The 24,902-nt window shown below is 41.6% G+C and carries 20 protein-coding genes and 1 rRNA gene; 19 read left to right on the forward strand and 2 right to left on the reverse strand.

Annotated features, from left to right (window positions below):
- Positions 1–3: 3 nt before the first annotated feature.
- Genes ACK4HU_RS18425 through ACK4HU_RS18435 form a run of 3 tightly spaced genes read left to right on the forward strand, consistent with a single transcriptional unit; the run spans position 4 to position 4,542 of the window.
- A complete protein-coding gene (locus ACK4HU_RS18425; protein ID WP_409809192.1) occupies positions 4–972 on the forward strand; it encodes a FecR family protein in 969 nt (322 codons plus the stop codon).
- A complete protein-coding gene (locus ACK4HU_RS18430; RefSeq protein WP_409809193.1) occupies positions 966–3,581 on the forward strand; it encodes a TonB-dependent receptor in 2,616 nt (871 codons plus the stop codon). The genes ACK4HU_RS18425 and ACK4HU_RS18430 overlap by 7 nt, the downstream gene beginning before the upstream one ends.
- Positions 3,565–4,542 carry a DUF4249 domain-containing protein gene (locus ACK4HU_RS18435; protein ID WP_409809194.1) on the forward strand — a complete coding sequence of 326 codons (978 nt, stop codon included), beginning with the start codon at positions 3,565–3,567 and terminating at the stop codon, positions 4,540–4,542. Before ACK4HU_RS18430 ends, ACK4HU_RS18435 begins: the two co-directional genes overlap by 17 nt.
- Positions 4,543–4,749: 207 nt before the next feature.
- On the opposite strand, the gene ACK4HU_RS18440 is transcribed toward ACK4HU_RS18435, so the two are convergent.
- Positions 4,750–6,753: a thiamine pyrophosphate-dependent enzyme gene (locus ACK4HU_RS18440; protein ID WP_409809195.1), complete on the reverse strand. Its 2,004-nt coding sequence runs from the start codon at positions 6,751–6,753 to the stop codon at positions 4,750–4,752.
- Between the two features lie 324 nt (positions 6,754–7,077).
- On the opposite strand from ACK4HU_RS18440, the gene ACK4HU_RS18445 reads away from it, so the two are divergent.
- The 10 genes from ACK4HU_RS18445 (at position 7,078) to ACK4HU_RS18490 (ending at position 18,926) form a co-directional block, all read left to right on the forward strand.
- Complete coding sequence (locus ACK4HU_RS18445) at positions 7,078–8,169, forward strand: hypothetical protein (RefSeq protein ID WP_409809196.1); 1,092 nt, start codon at positions 7,078–7,080, stop codon at positions 8,167–8,169.
- Between the two features lie 113 nt (positions 8,170–8,282).
- Positions 8,283–9,596: a 30S ribosomal protein S12 methylthiotransferase RimO gene (gene rimO, locus ACK4HU_RS18450; protein ID WP_409809197.1), complete on the forward strand. Its 1,314-nt coding sequence runs from the start codon at positions 8,283–8,285 to the stop codon at positions 9,594–9,596.
- A gap of 206 nt (positions 9,597–9,802) precedes the next feature.
- Positions 9,803–10,096: a transposase gene (locus ACK4HU_RS18455; RefSeq protein WP_409809198.1), complete on the forward strand. Its 294-nt coding sequence runs from the start codon at positions 9,803–9,805 to the stop codon at positions 10,094–10,096.
- 15 nt (positions 10,097–10,111) lie between these two features.
- Positions 10,112–10,348 (forward strand): hypothetical protein, encoded by a 237-nt coding sequence (locus ACK4HU_RS18460; protein WP_409809199.1) that lies wholly within the window; start codon positions 10,112–10,114, stop codon positions 10,346–10,348.
- 248 nt (positions 10,349–10,596) lie between these two features.
- Positions 10,597–11,964: a toxin-antitoxin system YwqK family antitoxin gene (locus ACK4HU_RS18465; RefSeq protein ID WP_409809200.1), complete on the forward strand. Its 1,368-nt coding sequence runs from the start codon at positions 10,597–10,599 to the stop codon at positions 11,962–11,964.
- Between the two features lie 133 nt (positions 11,965–12,097).
- Complete coding sequence (locus tag ACK4HU_RS18470; protein ID WP_409809201.1) at positions 12,098–13,261, forward strand: hypothetical protein; 1,164 nt, start codon at positions 12,098–12,100, stop codon at positions 13,259–13,261.
- A 291-nt stretch (positions 13,262–13,552) separates the two neighbouring features.
- On the forward strand, positions 13,553–14,548 hold the full coding sequence (locus tag ACK4HU_RS18475) for an adenosine kinase (protein ID WP_409809202.1): 996 nt from the start codon (positions 13,553–13,555) through the stop codon (positions 14,546–14,548).
- Between the two features lie 190 nt (positions 14,549–14,738).
- Positions 14,739–16,070: a M16 family metallopeptidase gene (locus ACK4HU_RS18480; RefSeq protein WP_409809203.1), complete on the forward strand. Its 1,332-nt coding sequence runs from the start codon at positions 14,739–14,741 to the stop codon at positions 16,068–16,070.
- Positions 16,071–16,096: 26 nt separating this feature from the next.
- Positions 16,097–18,142, forward strand: coding sequence for a M16 family metallopeptidase (locus ACK4HU_RS18485; RefSeq protein ID WP_409809204.1), 2,046 nt, complete (start codon positions 16,097–16,099; stop codon positions 18,140–18,142).
- 55 nt (positions 18,143–18,197) lie between these two features.
- On the forward strand, positions 18,198–18,926 hold the full coding sequence (locus tag ACK4HU_RS18490) for a peptidase, M16 family protein (protein ID WP_409809205.1): 729 nt from the start codon (positions 18,198–18,200) through the stop codon (positions 18,924–18,926).
- Between the two features lie 50 nt (positions 18,927–18,976).
- On the opposite strand, the gene ACK4HU_RS18495 is transcribed toward ACK4HU_RS18490, so the two are convergent.
- Positions 18,977–20,635 (reverse strand): M61 family peptidase, encoded by a 1,659-nt coding sequence (locus ACK4HU_RS18495; protein WP_409809206.1) that lies wholly within the window; start codon positions 20,633–20,635, stop codon positions 18,977–18,979.
- Positions 20,636–20,772: 137 nt separating this feature from the next.
- Between ACK4HU_RS18495 and rpmH the strand changes: the two genes are divergently transcribed.
- The 6 genes from rpmH to ACK4HU_RS18525 all read left to right on the forward strand — a co-directional run.
- Positions 20,773–20,931 (forward strand): 50S ribosomal protein L34, encoded by a 159-nt coding sequence (rpmH, locus tag ACK4HU_RS18500; RefSeq protein ID WP_092729746.1) that lies wholly within the window; start codon positions 20,773–20,775, stop codon positions 20,929–20,931.
- 47 nt (positions 20,932–20,978) lie between these two features.
- Positions 20,979–21,359, forward strand: coding sequence for a ribonuclease P protein component (rnpA, locus tag ACK4HU_RS18505; RefSeq protein WP_409809207.1), 381 nt, complete (start codon positions 20,979–20,981; stop codon positions 21,357–21,359).
- On the forward strand, positions 21,356–23,017 hold the full coding sequence (locus ACK4HU_RS18510; RefSeq protein ID WP_409809208.1) for a S41 family peptidase: 1,662 nt from the start codon (positions 21,356–21,358) through the stop codon (positions 23,015–23,017). Before rnpA ends, ACK4HU_RS18510 begins: the two co-directional genes overlap by 4 nt.
- Positions 23,017–23,706, forward strand: a complete 690-nt coding sequence (tsaB, locus tag ACK4HU_RS18515) for a tRNA (adenosine(37)-N6)-threonylcarbamoyltransferase complex dimerization subunit type 1 TsaB (RefSeq protein ID WP_409809209.1) — start codon at positions 23,017–23,019, stop codon at positions 23,704–23,706. The genes ACK4HU_RS18510 and tsaB overlap by 1 nt, the downstream gene beginning before the upstream one ends.
- Positions 23,703–24,212 carry a DUF2480 family protein gene (locus tag ACK4HU_RS18520; protein ID WP_409809210.1) on the forward strand — a complete coding sequence of 170 codons (510 nt, stop codon included), beginning with the start codon at positions 23,703–23,705 and terminating at the stop codon, positions 24,210–24,212. Before tsaB ends, ACK4HU_RS18520 begins: the two co-directional genes overlap by 4 nt.
- A 355-nt stretch (positions 24,213–24,567) precedes the next feature.
- Positions 24,568–24,902: ribosomal RNA gene (locus ACK4HU_RS18525) — 16S ribosomal RNA — on the forward strand; the annotation flags it as partial.

The raw sequence follows: 24,902 nt of genomic DNA on the forward strand, positions 1-24,902 counted from the left end.
CTGATGGAACCTACAGACGAACAATTGGCAAGATGGCTCGAAAGTCCGAGTCAGGATGATATTCAGGAATTGCATGAGTGGCTTGACAAAAGTCCTGAGAATCTTCAAAAGTGGGAGAGCTACCAAATGCTCTGGCAAAATTCTGCAAAGTTGGCTTCCAGGATTCCTCTGCCTGACCGGGAAAGAATTTGGTCAGGAATTGAAGCGGAAATCGGAGAAAAGAAGACTTTTACTATTCCTGCCTTTTTCAAATATGCAGCAGCCGCGGCCGTCATTCTGACGATTTCTATTTCCATTTGGCTTTCAATTTCATCCAAGCAGCAACATTACATTGCGGGAAAAGGGCCATTGGAGATTTGGCTGTCCGACAGTTCCCGCGTAGTGTTGAAAGAGGGGGCTGAATTGAAAGTTTCCAAGATCTATTTGAAGGAGGATCGAACAGTATTTTTGGAAGGCGATGCATTTTTTGAAGTAAAAAGAAATGAGCAAAAACCATTTTTGGTGCAAACCGAATCTCATTTTGTCAAAGTATTGGGGACATCCTTTTTGGTCCAAACGCCTAAATCGGACGAAGCCACCGTTTCTGTTTTCTCCGGTAAAGTTGAATTTGGTATCCCTTCAGGTCGGAGCAGCATCCTGACAAAGGACCTGTCACTGACCATTTTGGGTGATCAGTTCGTAGAAAAGGGAAAAAGCGCTAATGACCTCGCTTGGTGGACAGGAGAACTGAAGTATGACAATGCGCCATTGTCTCGGTTTGTCTCCGATATGGCCTATAATTTTGGCATGGAGGTAAAGGTCTCGGCTACTTCTTTGATGGGCTGCGGACTCACGGCCAAGTTTGAAGGATTGACTCCCGATGAGATGGTGCAGGCTGTTGCCATGACCTTCGGAAGTGAACTGCAGCAATCCTCCAAATCAAGTATGGTAATGCAAGGTGGAAATTGTGAAACGGGAGGTGCCTCATGGTAAGGTTGTCCTTGATTTTTCTCCTCTGTTTTTTGTCTTTTTGGGCCAAAGCTCAGGAACGGATAAGTTTGAATGGAACCTACTCCTCCGAGCAACTGATCGAAAGTATTGAGAAGCAGACTCCATTTCGGTTTGTCTACCAAAGCCAAATCCTCCCAAAAGGGAAGGTTGTGGAATTAAATTTTGAGGGAGCTAAACTTGAAGATATCCTTGCTTTTTGGACAGCTGCCTTACAATTGGAATATAAGATTCAGGGGAGTCTTATCTTATTGTCACCTGCCGCTTCCTCAAAAAGAATCCTCAGCGGCTATGTGACCAATCAGGGCGATGGAGAAAAGCTAATCGGTGCCAACATTCAGATCTTGGGCACAGGAATCGGAGTAACCACCAATGAGTATGGTTACTTTGCACTTTCCCTTCCATCTGGGACATATTCTCTTAGGATTTCTTATGTGGGTTTTCAGACCCTGACCAAAGAGGTTGCTTTATTCCAAGACATCGCAAAAAATTTCCAGCTCCAAATTGCCAATGTGCTATTGGACGAGGTATCCGTAGTCTCGGTGGAGGACAAGGTGGAGGAAATTCAGATGAGTACCTTCAAGGTAAATATGGCTTTGGTCCGAAAGCTGCCTGCAATCGGCGGAGAGGTCGATCCCCTGCGGATTCTTCAACTGCTTCCGGGCGTGCAGTTTGGTACCGAGGGCACTTCGGGATTCAATGTGCGCGGCGGATCTCAGGATCAAAATCTGATTCTCTTGGACGGCGTGCCCATGTACAATGTCTCCCATCTTTTTGGCTTTCTCTCGGTATTCAATTCTGACGCAATCCAGAATATGGATTTGACCAAAGGAGCTTTTCCTGCCCGATATGGAGGAAGGCTTTCCTCCGTCTTGGACATCAGCATGAAGGAAGGCAGTAAGGAAAGGATTTCGGGAAATGTCGGACTCAGTACCTTTGCCTCGAAGTTCTTTTTGGAAGGGCCGATGGCCGGGGAGAAAATGACCTTTATGGTTTCGGCCCGGAGAAGCTTTTTGGATCCCATTTTGATTCCTATTACCAGAAGGCAAAAAATCGAAAATGGTGCCAGCGGAGGCCAAAGCAATTATTCTTTCTACGATGTCAACGCCAAGGTCAATTACACCTTTTCTGCCAAGGATCGGATCTATCTGAGCATTTATCAGGGAAATGATCGCTACAAAGACAATACACTAAGGATAAGCTCCTTCGGAAATACAAGGGTAGAAAGTGAACAAGATGTCAAACTTGGATGGGGCAATCAGGTAGCCTCTTTGCGATGGAACCATGTTTTTCAGCCAACCCTTTTTTCCAATGTCAATCTTTTTACAAGCAGGTATCAGTTGAATAGCGTTTCTGATAATTATGTAGAAATCAGGTCAGGGGGCGGCTGGATATTCAGTGAGGACTATTCTGACCAACAGTCCTTAATCCGGGATTTTGGGGGAAAAATTGATTTCAGCTATTTCCCAAATCCAACCCACTTTGTGAAATTTGGTGGACTTTTACTCAGACATAGATTTGTAAATCAGTTTCAGTCCAACTTCTCCATCACCCGCAACAACCAACGGGAGGAGGATTCTTCCAGCTTAAGGGAAGAGAATAACGCATGGGAAGGGTTTGTTTTTGTGGAGGACGAGATTACGATCAACCGACAGTTGGGCGTCAATGTCGGTATCCATGCCAGTAATTTTTGGTCGGGTGGGGTAAGTTATCCTTCCATTCAGCCCAGGGCTTCCTTTAGATGGGCAATCAATTCTTCAAACGCCATCAAGGGAGGGTACGCAAAAATGACCCAATACCTCCATCTGCTGACCAATAGCGGCATCGGGCTGCCAACTGATCTTTGGCTGGGGTCTAATCCGGAGATAGGTCCACAAAATGCCAATCAGTGGTCTTTGGGCTATACCAAAACGTTTTCCAGAGGGGTTGATTTAACGGTAGAAGGCTTCCATAAGGAAATGGAAGGCCTTTTGGATTTCAAAGATGGGGTGACATTTTTTCTGAATACGGGAAGCACCAATGAAAAGGTGACCACCGGAGAAGGATTGGCCAAAGGGGTGGAAATGATGCTTCAAAAGCAGTTGGGGAAAACTCAGGGTTGGATATCCTATACTTGGTCAAAATCAGACCTAATTTTCCAAGAAATCAATAACGGGGAACAGTTCCCGTTCATTTTCGACAGAAGACATGATTTTTCAGCCTTGATCAATCAGCAAGTTGGCAAACGATGGAATCTCAGTGCCACTTGGATTTACCTGACAGGCAGAGCGGTGACATTGCCTGTTTCGACCTTCGTTGAAAATGTAGTGATCCCGGGTGATAGGATAGGAAACAATGCAGATCTCATTGAGTACAGTACCCGAAATGCCTATCGCTTTAAGCCCTATCACCGATTGGATGTTTCTGCTAATTACGAAAAAACAACTACTTGGGGAGGTCACCGCTTTTCAGTCAGTGTGTATAATCTATATAACCGACAAAACACCTTCTTCCTATCCCAGGATCCTGGAGCAGCATCTGACGGATCTATTCAACTTATAGACAATCCCTTATTTCCACTTATCCCCGGTTTTTCTTATGGAATATTCTTCTAATGTCATCCGAAATTTAGCAGCCCTAGCTTTGATTTATGCGACCTGTTCCTGTCTATCTGAGTCTCCTTCCCCAATTGAAATCATTGATTCCCAAAAGAAATTGGTAGTCAATGGTCATATCAGCCCCGATGTACCATTGATGATATCCGTGACCAATAACATCCCATTTACCACTGCCATGTTTGCCTTGCAGAATATTCCGGATGCAAAAGTAGAACTTTGGGAAGATGCCCGGAAGTTGGAGGAGGGGGTGTTCCAACCTTCAGCAACTGTCACTGTGGGCTTGCCTGAAATTGAAAAAAAGTTTCCAAATCATTTTGCTTACAGGGCCTTTTTTGCATTTGAGTCCGTGCCTGAGGCAGGTAAGTCCTATTCGCTCAAAGTCAATGCTCCCGGATATCCGGCTGTGGAAACCACGGATCGGGTCCCTGAGAATGCAGCAGAGGCGCCCTCATTTCGAATCCTCTCTATCAACAGGGCCAATGGTCTAATCACTGTAGAAGTGGATTTAGAGCTTTTGGATGAAAAAAATTACTTCCATTTACTGTTTTTTGTCAGGACAAACGGATTTAATGACGTTGAACAAGTTGAACAAGTCAAGGTGGTGTTGGACAACGAAGGATTGTTAAATGTCGATACCAATGGCGTGGCCTTCGAAGGAGGACTAAATTCAGGTATTATGTATAATCCCAACGTCTTTGGATCAAAAAGCAATAAGCGAATCATCGTGTTGGAATATTTATCGGTTATTTTCTTCCCCGAGATTCAATATGAACTAAGTGCAGAAATACGGACCATCAGCAAAAGCTACTATGATTATTATGTGGCTGTAATCCAGCAAAAATATTATGGTGACTACCCTTTTGTTACTTCAATTAGGATTCCTAACAATGTGCAAGGTGGCTTGGGTAACTTCTCCGCTTACACAGTTCGAAAATCAGGATGGGTGGAATTAAAATAAGTTCTTGTTTGGCTAAAGGTTTGAAATTTATCGACGATTTTTAAATTACGATTTACGAGGTACAAAATGATCAATCTTCAATGACCAATTCTCAATTTTCAGAGTAATTCCTTGTCAATTGATCATTGAGTTTGATCATTGGAAATTGAAAAACTCCAAACATCCTAACTTCCTTGCCTCCCAGCCCAATCTTCCAATTTTCCAATATTAAAATTCAACCAACTCCCTCAACTTCCTCTTAAATCTCTCTGTAGGCAAAAACTGCTTTTCCAGATTCGGTGCAAACGGTACAGGTGTATCCAAACTGCCTTCCCGCATCACGGGAGCATCCAGCCAGCGGAAGCAATGCTCAGAAATCCAAGCACAGATCTCCGCTCCAATTCCTCCGGTCAAGGTGTCTTCGTGGAGGAAAATTACCTTTCCGGTCTTTTTCACCGTCGCAGCCACGGCTTCTTGGTCCCAAGGCAACAGCGTTCTCAAATCCAGAATATCTGCTGAAATGCCCATTTCTTCGACGGCTCTGATCGCCCAATGTACGCCCATTCCATAAGTGATAATCGAAATCTGAGTTCCTGTTTTCGCCAGAGCCGCCTTTCCAATTTCGACAGTGTAGTAACTGTCAGGAACTGGCCCTGAGATGGAACGGTAAAGCATTTTGTGCTCAAAGTAGAGGTATGGATTGGGGTCTTCCAATGCTGCATTTAGCAAGCCCTTAGCATCGTGAGGATTGGAAGGATAAACGATTTTCAGTCCGGGGGTGTGAAAAAACCAAGCTTCATTGGATTGGGAATGAAAAGGTCCTGCAGCGGTTCCAGCACCGGTTGGCATTCGAATTACCACATCGGCATGTTGACCCCAGCGATAGTGGATTTTAGCGAGGTTGTTCACAATTTGATTAAAACCGACGCTGACAAAGTCTGCAAACTGCATTTCCACCATGGCTTTGTAGCCTTTGATCGAGAGCCCAAGTCCAGCACCGATGATTGCACTTTCGCATAGGGGAGTATTTCTGACGCGATCCGCTCCGAATTTATTTTTAAACCCATCAGTGATTTTAAAGACTCCTCCGTATTCTCCGATATCCTGACCCATCAGGATGAGTTTTGGATATTTTTCCATGGATTGGCGAAGTCCGTCGCTGATGGCATCGATGAAACGCTTCTCAGTACTTAATCCTTCAGGTTCTATTACTTTTTGGGAAAAGGGAGAGTAAACATCTGCTAATTCTTCTTCCAAACTTGGAGTTATTGACTCTTCAGCAAAAGCGATTTCCAAGGCATCGTTGATCGCTTTTTTGACTTTTTTATTTAGTTTTTCCTTGATGGAATTATCTAATACTCCAATTGATTCGAGATATGCCTCATAATTGTCCACAGGATCAAGCTGGGCCCATTCTTCTATCAAATGCTTGGGAACGTACTTGGTTCCGGAGGATTCTTCGTGTCCCCGCATTCGGAAAGTGATCGCTTCAACCAAAACAGGTCTCGGATTTTCACGGATATTTTCCGCCAATCGCAGGATGGTGTCATAGACTTCCAGCACATTATTTCCTTGGATGCGGACTGTCTCCATTCCATATCCGGGACCTTTTTCAGTAAAAAACTTGAAAGCAAACTGTTCCTCACTTGGAGTGGAAAGGCCGTAGCCGTTATGCTCCACGACAAAAATGACGGGTAATTTCCAGACTGCAGCCACATTCAAACCCTCGTGAAAATCACCTTCCGAACTCGCTCCGTCTCCTGAAAAAACCAGGCTGATTTTCTGTTCTCCGGAGAGTTTATGTGCCAATCCAATCCCGTCTGCTATTGCTAACTGTGGACCAAGGTGAGAAATCATTCCAACGACGTGGTGCTCGATGCTGCCAAAGTGAAAGGAGCGATCACGACCCTTGGTGAAACCGGACTTTTTTCCCTGAAACTGAGCGAAAAGACGCTCCAAAGGCATATTCCTGCCTGTAAAAATCCCCAGATTTCGATGCATGGGAAGGATAAATTCATTAGCATGAAGGGCATTTACAGCACCAATCGAAATTGCTTCCTGTCCCCAACCGCTGAACCATTTGGTGATTCTACCCTGTCGTAGAAGAATCAACATTTTCTCCTCGATCCGGCGAGGCATGATAAGTGACTCGTAAAGTTTGAGTAGCGTTTCGTCTGAGAGATTTTTCCTGTCAAAAGTTAATTTTTGGGCGTTGGGAGCGGTGAATTCCATTGAGGTCGATTTTCGAATCTAAGGTAAGGGAAGCCCTCAAATCAGCAAAAAATGTTTTGACTATAAAACCAAAAAGCCCCGATTCACATCGGGGCTCAAAAATATAATGCAAGGAGTTAAAAAGTATTTGCTGTACAATGCGAAATTAGGTAAAGCATTTACCGAAGTGTGATAATTTGCATTAAGGTTGGTTTACTAAAACATTACCTTAAATGATCTTAAGGTAATATTGGCTTCGAATCTAAAAATAGCGGAAGTCAAATTATTGAAATCCAAAATCATGTTTGGAATTAAGGTTGTCATTTTAATCAATCCATAAAACCTATGAAAATCAAACTCTTATTCTTCGCTTTGAGTGCCTTTCTTCTTTTTGAAACGGCTCATTCTCAAACTTCCCGAAAGACTACTATCAGTATTACTGAGCAACAATTCTTAATCAATGGGAAGTTGACCTACCCGGGACGATACTGGAATGGACACCGGATTGAAGGTTTATTGATGAATTCCAGAATGGTGCAGGGGATTTTCGATGACTTAAATCCAGAGACTGTTAAAAATTGGGAATATCCAGATACCAAGAAGTGGGACGCTGATCGGAATACGGATGAGTTTATTGAAAATATGCCCATTTGGAAGTCCCATGGACTCTTGTCATTTACGATAAACCTTCAAGGAGGGAGCCCTTTTGGCTATTCTCAAAGTCAGCCTTGGATCAATTCTGCATTTACCGAAGCGGGCCAATTACGGCTGGATTATTTTGAAAGGCTGGAAAGAATTCTTGATAAAGCCGATGAACTTGGGATGGTGCCTATGCTTGGGTTGTTTTATTTTGGCCAAGATGAACGATTAGCAGATGAAAAAGCAGTAATAAATGCTGTGACTGAGTCTGTAGATTGGATTTTGGAAAAGGGATACACTAATATTTTAATTGAGATCAACAATGAGTGTAATGTCAACTATGACCATGAAATACTACAGCCAGCGCGGGTTCATGAGTTGATAGAATTAGTAAAAAGTAAAAAAAGGAATGGAAATAGATTATTGGTCAGTACGAGCTATGGTGGAGGTACAATCCCAAAAGAAAATGTAGTGAGAGCTTCCGATTTTATTTTGCTTCATGGGAATGGAGTTTCGGAACCGGATAGAATCGTAGAAATGGTACAGCAGACTAAAAATGTCACAGGCTATAGGCCTATGCCGATTATTTTCAACGAAGATGATCATTTCAACTTTGAGCAGCCAAAAAACAACTTTACTGCAGCAGTTTCCTCCTATGCGTCTTGGGGATTATTTGATTATCGGATGAAAGATGAGGGATTTGAAGAAGGCTACCAAAGTGTCCCAGTGGATTGGGGAATAAATTCCGAACGGAAAAAAGGATTTTTCAAGCTGTTGAAAGAAATAACAGGTTTTTGATGTAGTTTACTAGCTTCTCTCTCGGTTCTAAGATAAGGAAGGAACTTTCTGACTTTATCAGCTTTCGAATCCATTTTTGCCTACCTTTGCCCTCCCAAATTGAAGCGAATTCTGTGAAAGCGAGAACATTAAAGAAAGACAAAGTCAATATTATCACCATGGGTTGCTCCAAAAACCTGGTGGATTCCGAGGTCTTATTGACCCAGCTTAGAGGCAACGGAATCAATGCCAGTCACGAGTCTAACTCTCAGGATAACAACATCATTATTATCAATACTTGCGGATTTATCGACAATGCCAAGCAGGAATCCATTGACACAATTCTACAATATGTAGATGCTAAAGAGCAAGGTTTGGTGGATAAAGTGTACGTGACGGGCTGTCTTTCTCAGCGCTACAAAGACGATTTGGAAAAGGAAATTCCGCAAGTTGATGCATTTTTTGGTACGCGGGATTTGCCTGCTATTTTGAAAAAATTCAAGGCAGATTACAAACATGAATTAGTGGGGGAGCGATTGCTGACCCACTCGGCTCACTATGCTTACATGAAGATTTCCGAAGGATGTGATCGACCTTGTTCTTTCTGTGCGATCCCCTTGATGCGTGGAGGTCATATATCTCGACCAATCGAGGAGCTAGTCAAAGAAGCCAAGCATAAGGCTGCCGGAGGAACCAAAGAATTGCTTCTGATCGCTCAGGATTCGACCTATTATGGGTTGGATATTTACAAAAAGAGAAATCTCGCAGAGTTGATGCGTAGGCTTTCTGATGTGGAGGGAATCGACTGGATTCGCTTGCATTACGCTTATCCGACCGGTTTCCCGATGGATGTGATCGAGGTAATGAAGGAGCGTCCAAATATCTGTAAGTACTTGGATATTCCTTTGCAGCACGGTTCGACTGATGTGCTGAAGGCGATGCGCCGCGGTACGACCCGCGAAAAGCAAGAAGAACTTATTCACAGCATCCGGGAGATGATTCCTGAGATAGCGATTCGAACAACTTTAATTGCCGGGCATCCGGGTGAAGGAGAAAAGGAATTTCAAGAGATGGTAGATTTTGTAGCTCGAATGAAGTTTGAGCGTCTGGGAGTCTTCACCTATTCCCATGAGGAAAATACCCACGCTTTCGGAATGGAGGATTTGCTTTCCCAAGAAGAAAAACAAGACCGCGCAAATCACTTGATGGAAGTACAGGAGCAAATCAGCTATGACTTAAATCAGGAGAAAATCGGCAAAACGTACAAAGTTCTGATCGATAAAAAAGAAGGTGGACACTTTGTCGGCCGGACTGAATTTGACTCAGTGGAAGTGGATAACGAAGTGCTGATTGATGCTTCCAAGTTTTATTGCAGAGTCGGAGACTTTGTCCAAGCTAAGGTTTATGAAGCGACAGAGTTTGATTTGTATGCGACGGTGGAGGGGTAGATTTTAACGTTATGCTGCTTCTCCAGAAGCAGCATATGAAATTATTATATGTCCAGCTTCAGGAGAAGCAGGACAACAGGGCCAGCTTCAGGCGAAGCAGGACAGCGCTTCAGGAGAAGCAGGACAACTGACAACGAAATTGGGTTATGCTGCTTTTCCGAAAGCAGCATTATTATTAATTTTAAGCATCGTCACTTTTTAGATTTATGAAGCCTTTTCAAGTTTCAGATCAACACTCAGTGTATTTTTTGACCCTAACGATAGAGGGATGGATTGATGTGTTCACTCGAAAGGAATACAAATTGGATGTCGTAGACAGTTTAAATTTTTGCGTTGAATACAAGGGTTTGGAAATTTATGCCTGGTGTTTGATGTCAAATCACCTTCATTTACTTTGTAGATCAAAAGAAGCGTTCAAGCTTTCTAACACCATTCAGGACTTTAAGAAATTCACTGCCAAAAAAATTCTGGATAGTTTGGAAAAAGAGAGCATTGAGTGAAGATCCGGATGGATATTGGATTTTTTTAGGATTCGAGGGGAGGCACAAGAAAGAATTACCAAGTATAAGTTTTGGAAGGATGGTCTTCATGCTATTTTAATTGAATCAAGTGCTTTTTTTGAGCAAAAGCTTCATTACATTCATCAAAATCCAGTTGAAGCTATGATTGTTGAAGAGACTGAGGATTATATGTTTAGCTCCGCAAAAGATTATGCTGGTAAAAAGGGATTGGTGAAAGTTGAGCTTTATTGATTCGAGAAGTTCTGCTTCTGGAGAAGCAGAATAACAAGACTGTGTTGTGCTGCTCTTCCGAAAGCACCATATTGAACTACTAATCAAAATGAGTCCAGCTTCAGGAGAAGCAGGACAACAGGGTCAAAATGAGTACAGCTTCAGGAGAAGCTGGACAGCAGCACCAATCATTCGATAAACATTTAAGAATTTGGCTTCGTTAATGAAATTAGTGTAATACTCGTTTTTTTCGCTCAAATCCAATGCCTATGAAAGTGCTTATTTCCATAATCCTTGGGTTAAGTTTTATCCAAGGTCTGCCAGAAAATGACCCACGGGAATACTTCTATTTCGGAAATATAAATCTAATCGGTATAGGGCCTTTAGAAGACGGAAAAAAGCAAGGTGCTTGGAAAGTCTACGGAAGAATTGAGGAGTTGGAAGATCCCAGAATTACAGTTGAACCTGTGAGGGATGGGGATTTGGTTGAATACTTCGACCTAACAAATCCTCTCTATCAGATTAATTTCAAGGAAAATCTTCCTGATGGAATCATGGAAGAGTTTTATCCAGATGGAAAAATCAAAAAACTGGTCAATTTCTCCGAAGGAAAGCTAAACGGTGATTTTTTCGAATTTAGCAAAACAGGTGAAGTACTGCTTTCGGGTAGCTACTTGGACGACCAAAAATCAGGAGACTGGATTTCTTATTTTTCAAATGGAAATAAAAAGTCGGAGTACTCTTACCTAGACAACCAGCTTCATGGACCTAATCGAATCTACTATTCCAATGGAGTGCTAGCAGAGATTATCCCTTTCGAAGCAGGAAAATTACAAGGGACCTATCAGACATTTTTTCCCAACGGAACAGTTCAAAAAACAATGGAATTTGACAATGACCTAGAGCATGGGGCATTTAAGTACTATTTTGAAGATGGGCGTTTGGAAGTAAGCGGTTCCTATGCCAAAGGCGAGCTTGAGGACAATTGGGAGAACTACGATAATTTTGGGCAGTTGATTGCCTATGGAACATATCAAGGTGGCCTGAAAGAGGGAGAGTGGCAGGAGCAAATTCCAGAGATTCAAGGATTGTATCGAGTAGGAATCTATACTGAAGGTAACAAAACTGGTTCTTGGAAGATAACCGATGGAGAAGGATTTGTTTATCAAAATGAGTTGTTTGAAAATGGAAGATTGGTTTCAATCAACGAATTCACAACTCCAACCGGGAAAGTTCTAGATGGGGGAAAGCTAAATAAAGGCAAAGGAAAACGGATCATTTATGATCGTGAAGGCAATCTTCTGGAAAAAGGGCGCTATTCCAAAGGGCTTCGTAATGGAGTTTGGTATACCTACTATCCGCAGAGTGATATGATTGCGAGTTCAGGATCCTATGTGGAAGGACGAAAAAACGGAACTTGGAAATATTATGACATGACGGGTGAGTTACTTAGTGAAGATTATTTTGTAGAGGGACAAAACTCCGAACAGCAAGAAGTTTCATCAGTTGATAATCATTTGATTGACAGAAAAGAATATTGGAGAAATCAAGTTGGTGAGCCTGAATCATCAAACGATTTAAGGTTTTTGTTGCGATTCAAACGTCCCCATGTTCAACAGATGATAAATAATTTCTAAATCAGAAAATGCTCTTAGTGCTGCTTCGAACGAGGCAGCATTTAATTTTTAATTAAAAATGGAGACGGTCATTAATTATACACTTTTTGCCCTTTGACCCACTTCCCGTATTTTAGCCGAAAAAATCCCCTGAATGAAGTTGATCGAAGTTGCCACGCCTGCCCATCAAAAGGCCTTTATCGAGATGGCGGTAGAGCTCTATAAAAATGAAAAGAACTGGATCCGGCCTATCGACGCAGATATCGAAGGGCTTTTTCACCCTGAAACAAATAAGCTTTTTCGTAATGGGGCCAAGGCTAAACGCTGGTTGCTGGAGGATGAAAAAGGAGTACATATCGGTCGAGTTGCAGCTTTTATTAACCCCAAAATGAAGGAAAAGCAACCGACCGGCGGAGTTGGATTCTTTGAGTGTATCGACAATCAAGAGGCTGCTTTTTTACTTCTGGACACTGCCAAGGCTTGGCTACAAAGTGAAGGCATGGAAGCCATGGATGGCCCGATCAACTTTGGCGAGAGGGACAAGTGGTGGGGTCTTTTGGTGGATGGATTTACCGAACCAAACTACAACATGCCCTGGAATTTTGGGTACTACCAGAAGTTCTTTGAGGCTTATGGGTTTAAGCTTTATTTCAAGCAATATACCTATATGCGTCCTGTTCAAGATTTGGGTTTTGATGAAAAAATGATTCAACGTGCCAATGCAATCATGGCGAATCCTGATTATTCATTTCGATACATCAAAGGAAAAGAGCTTCAGGAAAAAGCGCCGGAATATTTCATGACGGTGTATAATAAAGCATGGGCTCGACACATGGGAAAGTCAATCGCTTTGAAAGAAGCTCAATTGATGTTTGGTAAGATGAAGCCGATCATTGATCCACGCTTAATCTACTTTGCATTCTTCAAAGGCGAACCAGTCGGTTTTTTTATCCAAATCCCTGAGATCAACCAAATCTTCAAACATTTAAATGGAAAAATGGACTTGATAGGCAAAGTGAAGTTCCTTTGGTACAAGACTTTCTTTCCTCCCAATAAAATGCTCGGCTTGGTCTTTGGTGTAGTGCCAGAGCATCAAGGGAAGGGCGTGGAAAGTGCCATGATTATCAGTTATGACAAAATGAGCAGCAAAGCTTCTTTTCCATATAAAACCATCGAAATGAACTGGATCGGAGACTTCAATCCGAAGATGATGCGAGTTTGTGAACAGCTTTTGGCCACGATATACAAAACTCATCATACTTATCGGTATTTATTTGATCGGGAGAAGGCTTTTGAGAGACATCCGGTTTTTGATTGATAAAGTGTCCGATGATTGGTGTCAGACTGAGCACCTGACCAACGAGAGTTGGGCAGTACGAAGTCCAATACCGTCCTCGACTCCACTCGGACTGACAAAGTACGATTTACGAAATACGATTTACGAGGCGCTGAGAAGTATCGAACTTAATCCCAATTCAAATCTTTAAATAATGAATATCGAATGCTGAATTTCGAATAATGAAGTGAGTCTGGCCATCGAGCCAAATCATACAATCCGCCACGGCGGACAAGTTTTTCCAATATTTCAATTTTACAATTAAACTATAAAATGAAGAAATACGACGTGACAGGCATCGGTAATGCCCTGGTAGATATTGAGTTCAAAGTGAAAGATCAGTTTTTTCTCGACAACAAGGTCGAAAAAGGCCTAATGACCCTGGTAGACGAGGAGCGTCAAAACTCCTTGATGGAAGTCATCAACACTGCTGAAGCTAAAAAGCAAGCCGGAGGTTCTGCGGCTAATTCCGTGGTTGCGGTAAGCCAATTTGGAGGCAATTCTTACTACTGCTTTAGAGTAGCCAATGACGAACTTGGTCACTTTTATCTTAAAGATCTGCAGGACTCAGGTGTAGATTCGGCTTTGACAGAATCAAATCTCCAAGAGGGAATCACTGGCAAATGCCTGGTGATGGTGACCGAGGATTCTGAGCGAACGATGAATACTTTTCTTGGAATTACTCAAAATTTCTCCGTGAAAGACATCAATGAATCAGCGATAAAAGATTCAAAATACCTTTTCATCGAGGGCTATCTGATTACTTCTGAGAATGGAAAAACTGCCATGAAACAGGCCAAGAAAGTAGCTGAAGAAAATGGGGTAAAAGTAGCTTTAACCTTTTCCGATCCTGCGATGGTGAAGTATTTCCGGGAGCCTTTTGATGAAGTGATCGGGGCGAGTGTTGACTTACTTTTTGCAAATGAAGAGGAAGCAATGCTTTTCACCGGGAAAGATAATCTGACTGAAGCGCGAGAAGAACTGAAAAAAGTAGCTAAACACTTTGTGATCACGCAGGGAAAAAACGGTGCAATGATCTTCGATGGTGACACCTTTATTGATATTGAGCCATATCCAACCACTGCGATTGACAGTAATGGTGCTGGTGATATGTTTGCGGGTGCATTCCTTTTCGGAATCACAAATGGACATTCTTATGCAGCAAGTGGTAAACTAGCATCTATGGCTAGTTCCAAAATTGTAAGCCAGTTTGGACCAAGATTGAAGTGGCATGAGGCCAAAGAAATTCTTGCAAGATTAAATCCTTAAGAAAAATTAACGAGGGGAAAAGCTCAAAATCTCGCCTCGTTCATCTTCTTTTTCCTGCAATGGTGGATTTTTGAAACCTTACACCCTCTAATTATAGTTTACTTTGACGAATGGTTTATTTCTTATTTGAATTAAATCCTTCTAATTGCATTCTAATTTCTAAGTTGAATACTAACCCAATCTTTTTACCATGAGAAAAATTACTTTGCTTGGCCTAATTCTCGGGGTGCTCAGCATTCCGGTTTTGGCCCAAAACAAGATCGAGTTCAAGGAATTCACCTTGAACAACGGCCTGCATGTGATCATGCACCAGGATAATACGACACCCATTGTGGTGACTTCGGTATTGTACCATGTCGGTTCCAAAAATGAGAATCCGGAGCGAACTGGTTTTGCACACTTCTTTGAGCACTTGATGTTTGAAGGGTCGGAAAACATCGACAGAGGTCAATACATGAATATTATTCAAAGCCGTGGAGGAACGCTAAACGCCTATACGTCTAACGACATTACCTATTATTATGAACTGCTTCCTTCCAATGAATTGGAATTGGCGCTTTACATGGAAAGTGAGCGGATGCTTCACTCCAAGGTGGATATGACCGGGGTGGAAACACAGCGGGAAGTTGTAAAAGAGGAGAGACGTCAGCGCTATGAAAACCAGCCCTACGGAACAATCCTTCCAGAGACTTTGGTGAGAGCTTATCAAGTTCATCCTTACCAGTGGGCGCCAATTGGATCTATGGATCACTTGAATGCAGCAACCATTGAAGAATTCCAGCAGTTTTATAAAGATTTCTATGTGCCAAATAATGCGACATTGACCATTGCTGGTGATATTGATTATGCGACCACTGAGAAGTTGGTGCGAAATTATTTTTCGGAGATTCCAAAAGGAGCTAAAGAAGTTTTCAGACCCAATGTGGTTGAACCTAAGAAAACAGCTGAAATACGAGATATTATCTATGACAATATTCAGATTCCCGCTGTAATTCAAGCCTATAACCTGCCTCCAAGAAATCATCCGGATTCCTATGCCCTTTCAATGCTTTCCACTTATCTGACAGGCGGTAATTCTTCCTTAATGACCAAAGAATTGGTAGATAAGCAGCAAAAAGCATTGGTAGTGGCTGCCATTCCATTGGAATTGGAAGATGGAGGGGTATTCCTCATGTACGGAATCACCAATATGGGTGTGGAACCAAAAGATCTTGAAGCGGAAGTGGACAAACTGATCAAGCAAGTGCAAGATCAAGGTATCTCTGATGAGGAATTTACCAAGCTGAAGAACATCATGGAAAACAATATCGTGAGTGGAAACTCTACCATCGCCGGTATTGCAGAAAATCTTGCAGAAGCAAAAGTGATTTACGGAGACACCAACTACATCAATCAAGTGATGGATGCTTATTCTAAAGTCACAAAAGCTGATATACAGCGTGTGGCGAAAGAGTACATGGACCTGACTGGACGCGTAGTATTGTACTACTTACCTAAATCAGCTCAACCAGCAACTGAATAATTGTTTCACCTTATCGATCTAAAAAAATGAAAAAATTAGCAATAGCATTTGTATTTACACTTTTTGCCACTGTGAGCAGTTTTGCTCAAGTGGACAGAAGTAAGTTGCCAGAATCGGGACCAGCACCTGAAATCAAAATTGGTGAAGCAGAAACCTTCACATTGGAAAATGGTCTGAAAGTTTTCGTGGTGAAAAATACCAAGCTTCCTCGCGTGTCCTTCACCTTGGTATTGGAGCGCGACCCAATCATGGAAGGCGATAAGTCTGGAATGACAGGTTTTGTAGGCGAGATGATGATGGCCGGTACTAAAAATCGATCCAAAGATCAGCTTGATCAGGAAGTCGACTTTATTGGTGCAAGTTTAAGTGTCTCCTCGACCTCCATGTTTGCGTCTTCTTTGAAAAAGCACCAGGGTAAAGTGCTCGAGTTGATGTCTGATGTACTTTACAATCCTGTATTTCCGCAAGAAGAATTGGACAAATTGAAAAAACAAGCGCTTACTGGTTTGGCACAAAGCAAAGACAATCCAAACGCAATTTCTAGCAGACTTTCATCCGCGGTTCTATATGGGAAAAATCACCCTTATGGCGAATCCTCCAACGAAACCACAATTAATAACATTGAGGTCGAAGACGTTAAAAAATATTATACCACTTATTTCAAGCCAAATATTGCCTATCTCGCCATCGTGGGAGATATGGATAAGGTCGAAGCTGAAAAAGTAGTGAAGCAATATTTTGGAAACTGGAAAAAAGGCGAAGTTCCAAAATTCACCTATCCAATGCCTGAGCGAGCTTCTAAAAGAGCAGTTGCTTTGGTAGACAGAAGTTCTTCGGTGCAGTCAGTGATCAATTTGACTCAGCCTGTAAAAATGAAGATTGGTGACGACGATTACATCTCCAGCCGATTGCTAAATCAGATTTTGGGTGGAGGTTCTGCTTCTCGTTTATTCATGAATCTTCGTGAAGATAAAGGCTACACTTATGGCGCTTATTCTTCTATTGGTGCAGATAAATTGGTTGCAACTATCTCAGCAAACGCTTCAGTAAGAACCGAAGTGACCGACTCCGCGGTTTATGAGTTTATTCATGAGATCCAGAATCTCGTCGATAATGGAGTAACTGAAGAGGAATTAGCTAAAGCAAAAGCAGAACTTTCAGGAAGCTTTGGTAGGTCTCTTGAGCAGCCGTCTACAGTTGCAAATTTTGCTTTGAACACTGATCGATACAAGTTGCCGAAAGACTACTACGCAACTTACCTTCAGAAATTGAATGCTTTTACAGTTGAAGATATTAATGCGACAGCTAAACGCTTGATTGAGCCGGACAAATTCATAATTACCACGGTAGGAAATGGAGCAGAGATCAAGGAAAAATTGGCGCAGTTTGGTGAAGTCACGATGTATGACAACATGGGAATGCCAGCAAAGGAATTGACAGCGGATGCTGATATGACAGCCGAGAAAGTCTTGGATACTTATCTGAAAGCAATTGGTGGAGTAGAAAAAGTAAAAGCTATCAAAACTGCAAAAATCACTATGGATGCCAATGTAATGGGAACTCCTTTGAATCTCGCTTTTGTATATGACTCTCAAAATGGCCGTTATGGACAGAAGCTCTCTGTTGGAGGCAATGTAATGCAAAAAACAACATTGGCAGATGGAAAAGGTACAATTTCTGCCCAAGGACAATCTATCGAAATGAATGATGCTCAAGTGGAAGAAGCGATTCTTAATTCATTTTTATTCCCAGAAGCTGTTTACCAGGAAATGAAATATAGCCTAACATTTGACGGATTGAAAGATGTCGACGGAACTCCTGCTTATAAAGTGATCATAGCCTCGGCTTCAGGGGCGAAATTGACCAACTACTACGCACAGGAGTCAGGTTTGAAAATCAAATATGAAAACCCTGCATCAGGCGACACATTCTATTCAGACTATCAGGCGAAAGACGGTGTAATGTTACCTATGGCTTGGACAATTAAATCTCCTGCGATCCCGGTTCCATTGGAAGCTAAAGTAACTTCGATGGAATTAAATGTACCGATAACCGATGCTGACGTTAAATAATTATTGAAAGAGGGGTTCCGCTCCTCTTTTTTATTTTCCCTTAAAATAAAAAACCATGAAAATCAAATCAATTTTAGTCTCAGCAGTGATGATTACGGCGTTCCAAGGTGATCTTTTGGCTGGAAGAATCATTTCCATCAGCGATCCCATTGCAATTGTTGAAAATGATCCTGCCACGATCATCGCAAATTACATTAAGGCCGTTGGCGGTGAAGCCAAAGTGAAAACTATCAAAAATGCCAGTATGACAGCTGAGGCAAACTTTCAAGGGCAAATCATCGAAATCAAAACCATTGCTGATTCGGAAAACACTCGAATGATGCAATCTACATCGGTAGGTGGCAATGTGATGCAAAAGACTCTGCTTGTAAATGGCAGTGGTCAAATGATAATGATGGGGCAGGTTCAAGAGCTTCCTGAGGAAACGGTTGCCTTGCTTAAACCACAGACTTATGTTTTCCCTGAGCAATTTTACTCTGAAATGGGTTTCGTTTTGGAGTTTTTAGGCACGGAGGTAATTGACGGTAAGGAAACCAATAAGCTTGGAATCACCGCACCAAACGGCATGGTGACCAATGAATACTATTCTGTAGAAAGTGGTCTGAAAATCAAAACAAGCTCTGACGCTACTGGAGACATTACCTATTCGGATTATCAAGAAGTAGACGGTGTATTGTTTCCCATGATGCTAACTATCAAAAATCCGATGCTACCGGTTGCATTGGAAGCGAAAATGATCTCGGTAAAATTTAACGGAACACTTTCGGATTCTGATTTTCAATAAATGAAAACCAGCTTAAAATTATAAAGGCCTCCTGATTTTGGAGGCTTTTTTTATGCTTTCCATTTTTCAGTAAGTGGATTTATTGCTCTCATAGATAGATTAAGAACAGGAAAGAAACATCTTTTTTCCTCTGCAAGTGATATTTCCAATGCCCTACCATTTCTTTTGATTTGAATTTTTACTTCAGCTGAATTAGATGATTTTTCATTTGTCCAATTTAAGATTTGATCATTTCTCATGAGTGAAAAATAAGCTTTCGATTCGGGATGAAGTTGTAGAATTACTCCTTCGGCATTTGTTCTGATTCCAAATTGATGCAATAGCCCATCTTCTGTCAAAGTTTCTTTCATGTCAATGCCAATTGACGAAAGCTGAGATTTGAGGAAGGGAAAAAGGTTTTCTTTCCCATGGACAAAGTCGAGGAAGAAGGCATGGATTTCGGTTTTATCCAAAAACTTCTCCAATACCAAATTTTCAAAATCCTCCATGTTATAGCCTTCAAAAGGCTTTCCAAATCGCTTCCACATTTCTTTCATAATGAGACCGGCCGAATGTTCATTTTTCAATAAGAAAACATCAATACACAATGCCAGCAAAGCTCCATGCGTGTAGATATTGACTTTTCGGTCTGGTATTCCAGCTACGTATCCATCTAGCCAAAGATCAAAGGAAGATTGCGCAATGGTGTGATTTTGCCAGCCAAAACTTGCGGACTCTCTGGCAAGTACTTTCTCCAAATGCTTGAAGTAGGTTGGTAAATCGTAAACACCGGACTTGAGTAAGTACAGATCTCCCATATAAGTGGTGACCCCTTCGAGAAGCAATCCAGCTTTGGTGTAGGTTTCTTTGGAAAAATCATAAGGTAATAGTTCCTTTGGTCGTATTCTGCAGACATTCCAAGCATGATAAAGTTCATGACAGCTCACGCCAAGCAGTTCTTCCATTTGCTCGGGTTCTGATAGACTTTCTGCCGGTCCAAAAGTAATCACGGTACCGCGACGATGCTCCACACCGTGAAAGTGTGGATAGGGCAAAAGCTGAAAAATGAAATGATATTCCGGTTCGGGGAATTCTCCAAAATCCTGAATTAATTTTGAAGAAAAAACTTCAAAATGATCCGAAAATTGGCTTTGATCGAAATGTATCTCGCCATGAATCCAAATGTGAAATTGAGTTTCTCCAATCGAATAACTGTAATGAGTAAGGATTTTGGAGGCGAGGATTGTAGAATCAGCCAGCATTTGGAAACCATTTGCTTTCCAAACAGAATCAAAAATAGGAATCAGCGTGCTGATTTGCTTCGGAAACTGAGGTAAATCCAGAATGACTTCAACTTCTTCTTCACTTTTCCCCACCACATCAAAACAACAGTTGACTAAATTCAAATAAACTTGTTCGTCATCCACCCAAGAGCTTCCAGCATCCATTTTTCCACAGAAATATTCATAGCAGATTCTATAAGGTCCTTCTTGATTGGAGTTGAATTCCCAGCAGTCCTTACTTGTTTTTTCTACCAAAAGACTATTTCCTAAGGAATCGAGCACACTTAAGCTTCGGATATTTTGAGCATAATTTGCGAGTTGATAACGACCAGCTCTCCAGGCGGGTAATTGGAGTTTTACACGCTCAGTTTCATTGAAATTCAGTTTTAGTTCGATCTCTATGAACTGAGATACCGGATTTTTACATTGAATTTTATATTGAATCATAGGAAATCTATACGTTATCACAACAAATGTAGAGAGCGGATTTGTATTTCAGAAAATGGTCCATATCTTTGCAATCCTTTTCAGGGACAATGCCTGAATAGAAGATAAAGAACGCAACTAGTTAAAGATATTCGATTATGAAAAGAACATTCCAGCCTTCTCGAAGAAAAAGAAAGAACAAGCACGGCTTCAGAGAAAGAATGTCGTCTGCTAACGGTAGAAGGGTAATCAAAGCAAGAAGAGCAAAAGGTAGACATAAGTTGACCGTCTCTTCCGAAAAGACACTGAAGAAGTAATTCTTTGCACTGCTTTTCGTATGTTCACATACGAGTCCAGTCCAGCGATGAATTTTAAACTTCCAAAGAACGAGCGGCTACATGCCGAAAAGCTTATCAAGGAACTTTTTAACAAAGGTTCCTCTTTTTTTTTGTACCCCTTCAAAGTGCTTTTTATAAAGAAGGCAGAGCTGAATACTCAACCCAATCAGGTCCTTTTTTCTGTTTCCAAAAAGAAAATCAAAAAAGCGGTAGGTCGAAACTTCATCAAACGAAGACTGAAAGAAGCTTATCGACTCAATAAGCATATCATTCCCCCCGATGGAATTATTGTGGGCCTTATATTTGTTGGAAAGGCAGAAATGCCATTTGCTGAGATTCAGCCCAAAATGATTCAGGTCTTGAATCGTTTAAAACAGGAATTACCTCAAAACCCGCTTTCCTCATGATCGAGAAATTGAAAAAACCGATTGTATTTATTCCATTAGTTCTAGTTCTTTTCCTTGGCACTATCGCCTTTCAGGTGAAAAATGATAAGCTGTTTGCCTTGGCAAAGAACATTGACATTTTTGCCACTTTGGTTAGAGAGCTAGATTCATATTATGTAGATGAAATCGATCCGGACAAGTTGGTCACGATTGGAATCAAAGCAATGCTGGAGGAGTTGGATCCTTATACCGAATACATTCCTGAGGAAGAATCGGCTGATTTCCGAATGCTGACTACCGGAGAATACGCTGGAATAGGTGCGCTGATCGGGAATCGAGGGGGAGGAAATATGATATTGATGCCTTATACTGGTTTTCCGGCTCAATCTTCCGGGTTAAGGATTGCTGATTTTATTTTAAAAATAGACTCAATTGATGTTCATAAAAAGAACACTTCAGAGGTTTCAGAGCTCTTGAAAGGACCTGCAAATACGCCGGTATTGGTAAAAATTCTTAGAGATAAGGATACCTTAGACTTTTCCTTGATTCGAAAAAAGATCACATTAAAGAATGTGCCTTTTTATGGAAAAATCGATGACAAGACTGGTTACATCAAATTGTCAGATTTTACCACAAATGCTTCTACAGAGGTAAGAAATGCCTTGGTCAATTTAAAAAGCCAAGGAGCCGAGCGATTGATTTTGGATTTGAGAGACAATCCAGGTGGATTACTTAGTGAAGCAGTTGAGATCGTCAACCTCTTTATTCCCAAAGGAAAGGAAGTGGTTAAAACTTTAGGGAAATTGCAAAATGTCAATTACACCTATAAAACTACCAAAACACCAATTGATAAGGACATTCCTTTAGTTGTTTTGATCAATGAGCGAAGTGCTTCAGCGGCAGAGATAGTGGCAGGCGCTTTTCAGGATTATGATCGAGCAGTGTTGGTAGGAAGAAAGTCTTTTGGAAAAGGGTTGGTACAAACTACAATCCCACTTACTTATAATGCCCAGGTCAAAGTAACCACAGCGAAGTATTACATTCCAAGCGGGCGTTGTATTCAAGCTATTGACTACGCTCAAACGAGAGAAAATGGGGCATTGACATCTGTACCAGATTCATTAAGAAAAGCCTTCAAAACTGCAAATGGCAGAATTGTGCGTGACGGAGCAGGCATAGAGCCGGATGATATGGTAGGCGAGGTTAAGTACGCTCCGATTTCTTATACGCTTGTTGCGGGGAATCATATTTTTGATTTTGCGACGCAATATTTTTACAAAAATAAGTCGATCTCTAACCCAATGACCTTTGCTATCTCCGATCGTGATTACGAAGAATTCAAAAAGTTTTTGGAAGGTAAAGAATATGACTATACAACCTATGTAGAGAAGTCTGTACAAGACCTTGAGAAGTACGCTGAAAAAGAGGTCTATTTCGATGAAATCAAAAGCCAGCTTGAAGCGATCAAAGCCAAAGTGAATCACAGCAAGGAAAATGATTTGGATACTCACAAAGCTGAGGTTAAAAAAATCCTTAGTGAAGAGATTGTGTCTCGATACTATTTTCAGGAAGGAATGATTGAAGCTGGTCTTGATCAGGATCTTGCGATCGATCTTGCAAAAACTTACCTTTCAAATCCAACGAAGTCTTTTAAAATTCTATCAGCTTCAGCAAAATAATGGCAAGAATTCTTTCCATTGAGACATCGACCCCAGTATGCTCTGTTGCTGTTCATGATTCAGGCAGATTGATTAGCCTTTGTGAAATCACTGAACAAGGCGCTCATGCCGAGCGATTGATGCAGTTGGTTGTGGATGTGGTGGAAAAAGCCGAGCTGGAGTTAACTGATTTGGATGGAATTGCAGTATCAGAGGGGCCGGGTTCTTACACCGGATTACGTATTGGGGTCTCCACAGCAAAAGGCTTGGCCTTCGGTCTCAATTTGCCGCTGATTTCGATCAACACACTTCAGGCTTTGGCAAGCGCTGTGGTTTCCGAAGAAGCTGCATTGATTATCCCGGTTTTGGATGCAAGAAGGATGGAAGTTTTCAGGGAAGTATTTGATTCCAATCTAAATTCAGTTGCACAACTGGATTCGGAGATTTTAGAAGAAGGGGTTTTTCAGAACTTTTTAGAAAGGGGGAGAGTTTATTTTGCTGGTGATACACTGGAAAAATTAAAAACTGTTGTCTCAAGTGAAAATGCTCAATTCGTTTCGGATTTAACATTTTCGGCTGCTCATTTGGGTAAGTTGGCTTTTATAAAATTCCAAAATCAGGATTTTGCTGACATTGCCTATTTCGTTCCAAACTATCTTAAGGAATTCAAAGCTTTACATTCTAAAAAGAATCCACTACTCAGCTTATGAGTGATATCGTCAACAGAGTGTCGTTAAGTTCGATCATTTCGTTAAATCTTGAGGAGATTTATCCCAAGGAAGAGCGTATCATTTTTGACTTGAAGCCATTTCTTTGGCAAGAATTGATTCTGAAAGAGCAGGATTTTAGAAAAGCACTCAAAGTGATTGATTGGGAGAACTATCGTGAAAAATGGGTCGCCATAACTTGTTCCGCTGATGCAATAGTTCCTACTTGGGCATTTATGTTGGTCTGTACTTATCTCCAGCATGTCTCAAAGGGATACGCAATTGGCAATTTAGATGCACTTGAGACCCTGATTTCCGAAACTGTGATATCAACTTTTGATTTAGAATCATTCAGGGATCGTCCTGTAGTCATTAAAGGTTGCAGTAATTTCCCGATTCCACTTTTTGCTTATGGCAGGATGATTTCCGCCCTTCAGCCAGTTGCTAAGTCACTAATGTTTGGTGAGCCCTGCAGTACTGTGCCTTTATTCAAAAGATCAAAGTCTTGATTTAGAAAGGATAAAGTGGCCCAACAAAAAAGATTATGATTTTTGTATGGGAAACACTTGTGTAATCAAATTCACTCTTCTATGTTTGCACTCCCATTCGAGAATACGTCTCCGGGAAAATTTGAAAACAGAGATCAAATAGAAGAAAAAAAGGAGATATTTTTCTTTTGAGTTTTGTAAAAACGAAACAAAACACGATCTTTGCACTCGCATTTGGGACTAGGGTCTCGCAATTCTCGATAAAGATTGAGATAAAGTTCTTTGAAATGATGTAAGAGAGAATGAGAGCCTGAGGACACAGGCGGGAGATTGTTGATAAGCTTAGGCGGTCAACGATTTGAAATAATGATAAATTACAATGGAGAGTTTGATCCTGGCTCAGGATGAACGCTAGCGGCAGGCCTAATACATGCAAGTCGAGCGGCAAGTCGAGGAGTAATCTAAGACCTAGAGCGGCGCACGGGTGCGTAACGCGTATGCAACCTACCTTTCACTGGGGGATAGCCCGGAGAAATCTGGATTAATACCCCATGGCACTGCGAAGAGGCATTTCTTTGCAGTTAAAGATTCATCGGTATGAGATGGGCATGCGTCTGATTAGCTAGTTGGCGGTGTAACGGACCACCAAGGCGACGATCAGTAGGGGTTCTGAGAGGAAGGTCCCCCACACTGGCACTGAGATACGGGCCA

It is taken from the genome of Algoriphagus sp., assembly GCF_046296635.1.
Lineage (GTDB): Bacteria > Bacteroidota > Bacteroidia > Cytophagales > Cyclobacteriaceae > Algoriphagus.

Bases quoted from the DNA above. Each gene is read 5' to 3' on its own strand.
- ACK4HU_RS18480 (WP_409809203.1), top strand. From the start codon at position 14,739: ATGAGAAAAATTACTTTGCTTGGCCTAATTCTCGGGGTGCTCAGCATT.
- ACK4HU_RS18430 (WP_409809193.1), top strand. From the start codon at position 966: ATGGTAAGGTTGTCCTTGATTTTTCTCCTCTGTTTTTTGTCTTTTTGG.
- ACK4HU_RS18465 (WP_409809200.1), top strand. From the start codon at position 10,597: ATGAAAGTGCTTATTTCCATAATCCTTGGGTTAAGTTTTATCCAAGGT.
- rpmH (WP_092729746.1), top strand. From the start codon at position 20,773: ATGAAAAGAACATTCCAGCCTTCTCGAAGAAAAAGAAAGAACAAGCAC.
- ACK4HU_RS18495 (WP_409809206.1), bottom strand. From the start codon at position 20,635: ATGATTCAATATAAAATTCAATGTAAAAATCCGGTATCTCAGTTCATA.
- ACK4HU_RS18510 (WP_409809208.1), top strand. From the start codon at position 21,356: ATGATCGAGAAATTGAAAAAACCGATTGTATTTATTCCATTAGTTCTA.
- rnpA (WP_409809207.1), top strand. From the start codon at position 20,979: ATGAATTTTAAACTTCCAAAGAACGAGCGGCTACATGCCGAAAAGCTT.
- ACK4HU_RS18440 (WP_409809195.1), bottom strand. From the start codon at position 6,753: ATGGAATTCACCGCTCCCAACGCCCAAAAATTAACTTTTGACAGGAAA.
- ACK4HU_RS18455 (WP_409809198.1), top strand. From the start codon at position 9,803: ATGAAGCCTTTTCAAGTTTCAGATCAACACTCAGTGTATTTTTTGACC.
- ACK4HU_RS18445 (WP_409809196.1), top strand. From the start codon at position 7,078: ATGAAAATCAAACTCTTATTCTTCGCTTTGAGTGCCTTTCTTCTTTTT.
- tsaB (WP_409809209.1), top strand. From the start codon at position 23,017: ATGGCAAGAATTCTTTCCATTGAGACATCGACCCCAGTATGCTCTGTT.
- ACK4HU_RS18490 (WP_409809205.1), top strand. From the start codon at position 18,198: ATGAAAATCAAATCAATTTTAGTCTCAGCAGTGATGATTACGGCGTTC.
- ACK4HU_RS18470 (WP_409809201.1), top strand. From the start codon at position 12,098: ATGAAGTTGATCGAAGTTGCCACGCCTGCCCATCAAAAGGCCTTTATC.
- ACK4HU_RS18475 (WP_409809202.1), top strand. From the start codon at position 13,553: ATGAAGAAATACGACGTGACAGGCATCGGTAATGCCCTGGTAGATATT.
- ACK4HU_RS18520 (WP_409809210.1), top strand. From the start codon at position 23,703: ATGAGTGATATCGTCAACAGAGTGTCGTTAAGTTCGATCATTTCGTTA.
- ACK4HU_RS18425 (WP_409809192.1), top strand. From the start codon at position 4: ATGGAACCTACAGACGAACAATTGGCAAGATGGCTCGAAAGTCCGAGT.
- ACK4HU_RS18485 (WP_409809204.1), top strand. From the start codon at position 16,097: ATGAAAAAATTAGCAATAGCATTTGTATTTACACTTTTTGCCACTGTG.
- ACK4HU_RS18435 (WP_409809194.1), top strand. From the start codon at position 3,565: ATGGAATATTCTTCTAATGTCATCCGAAATTTAGCAGCCCTAGCTTTG.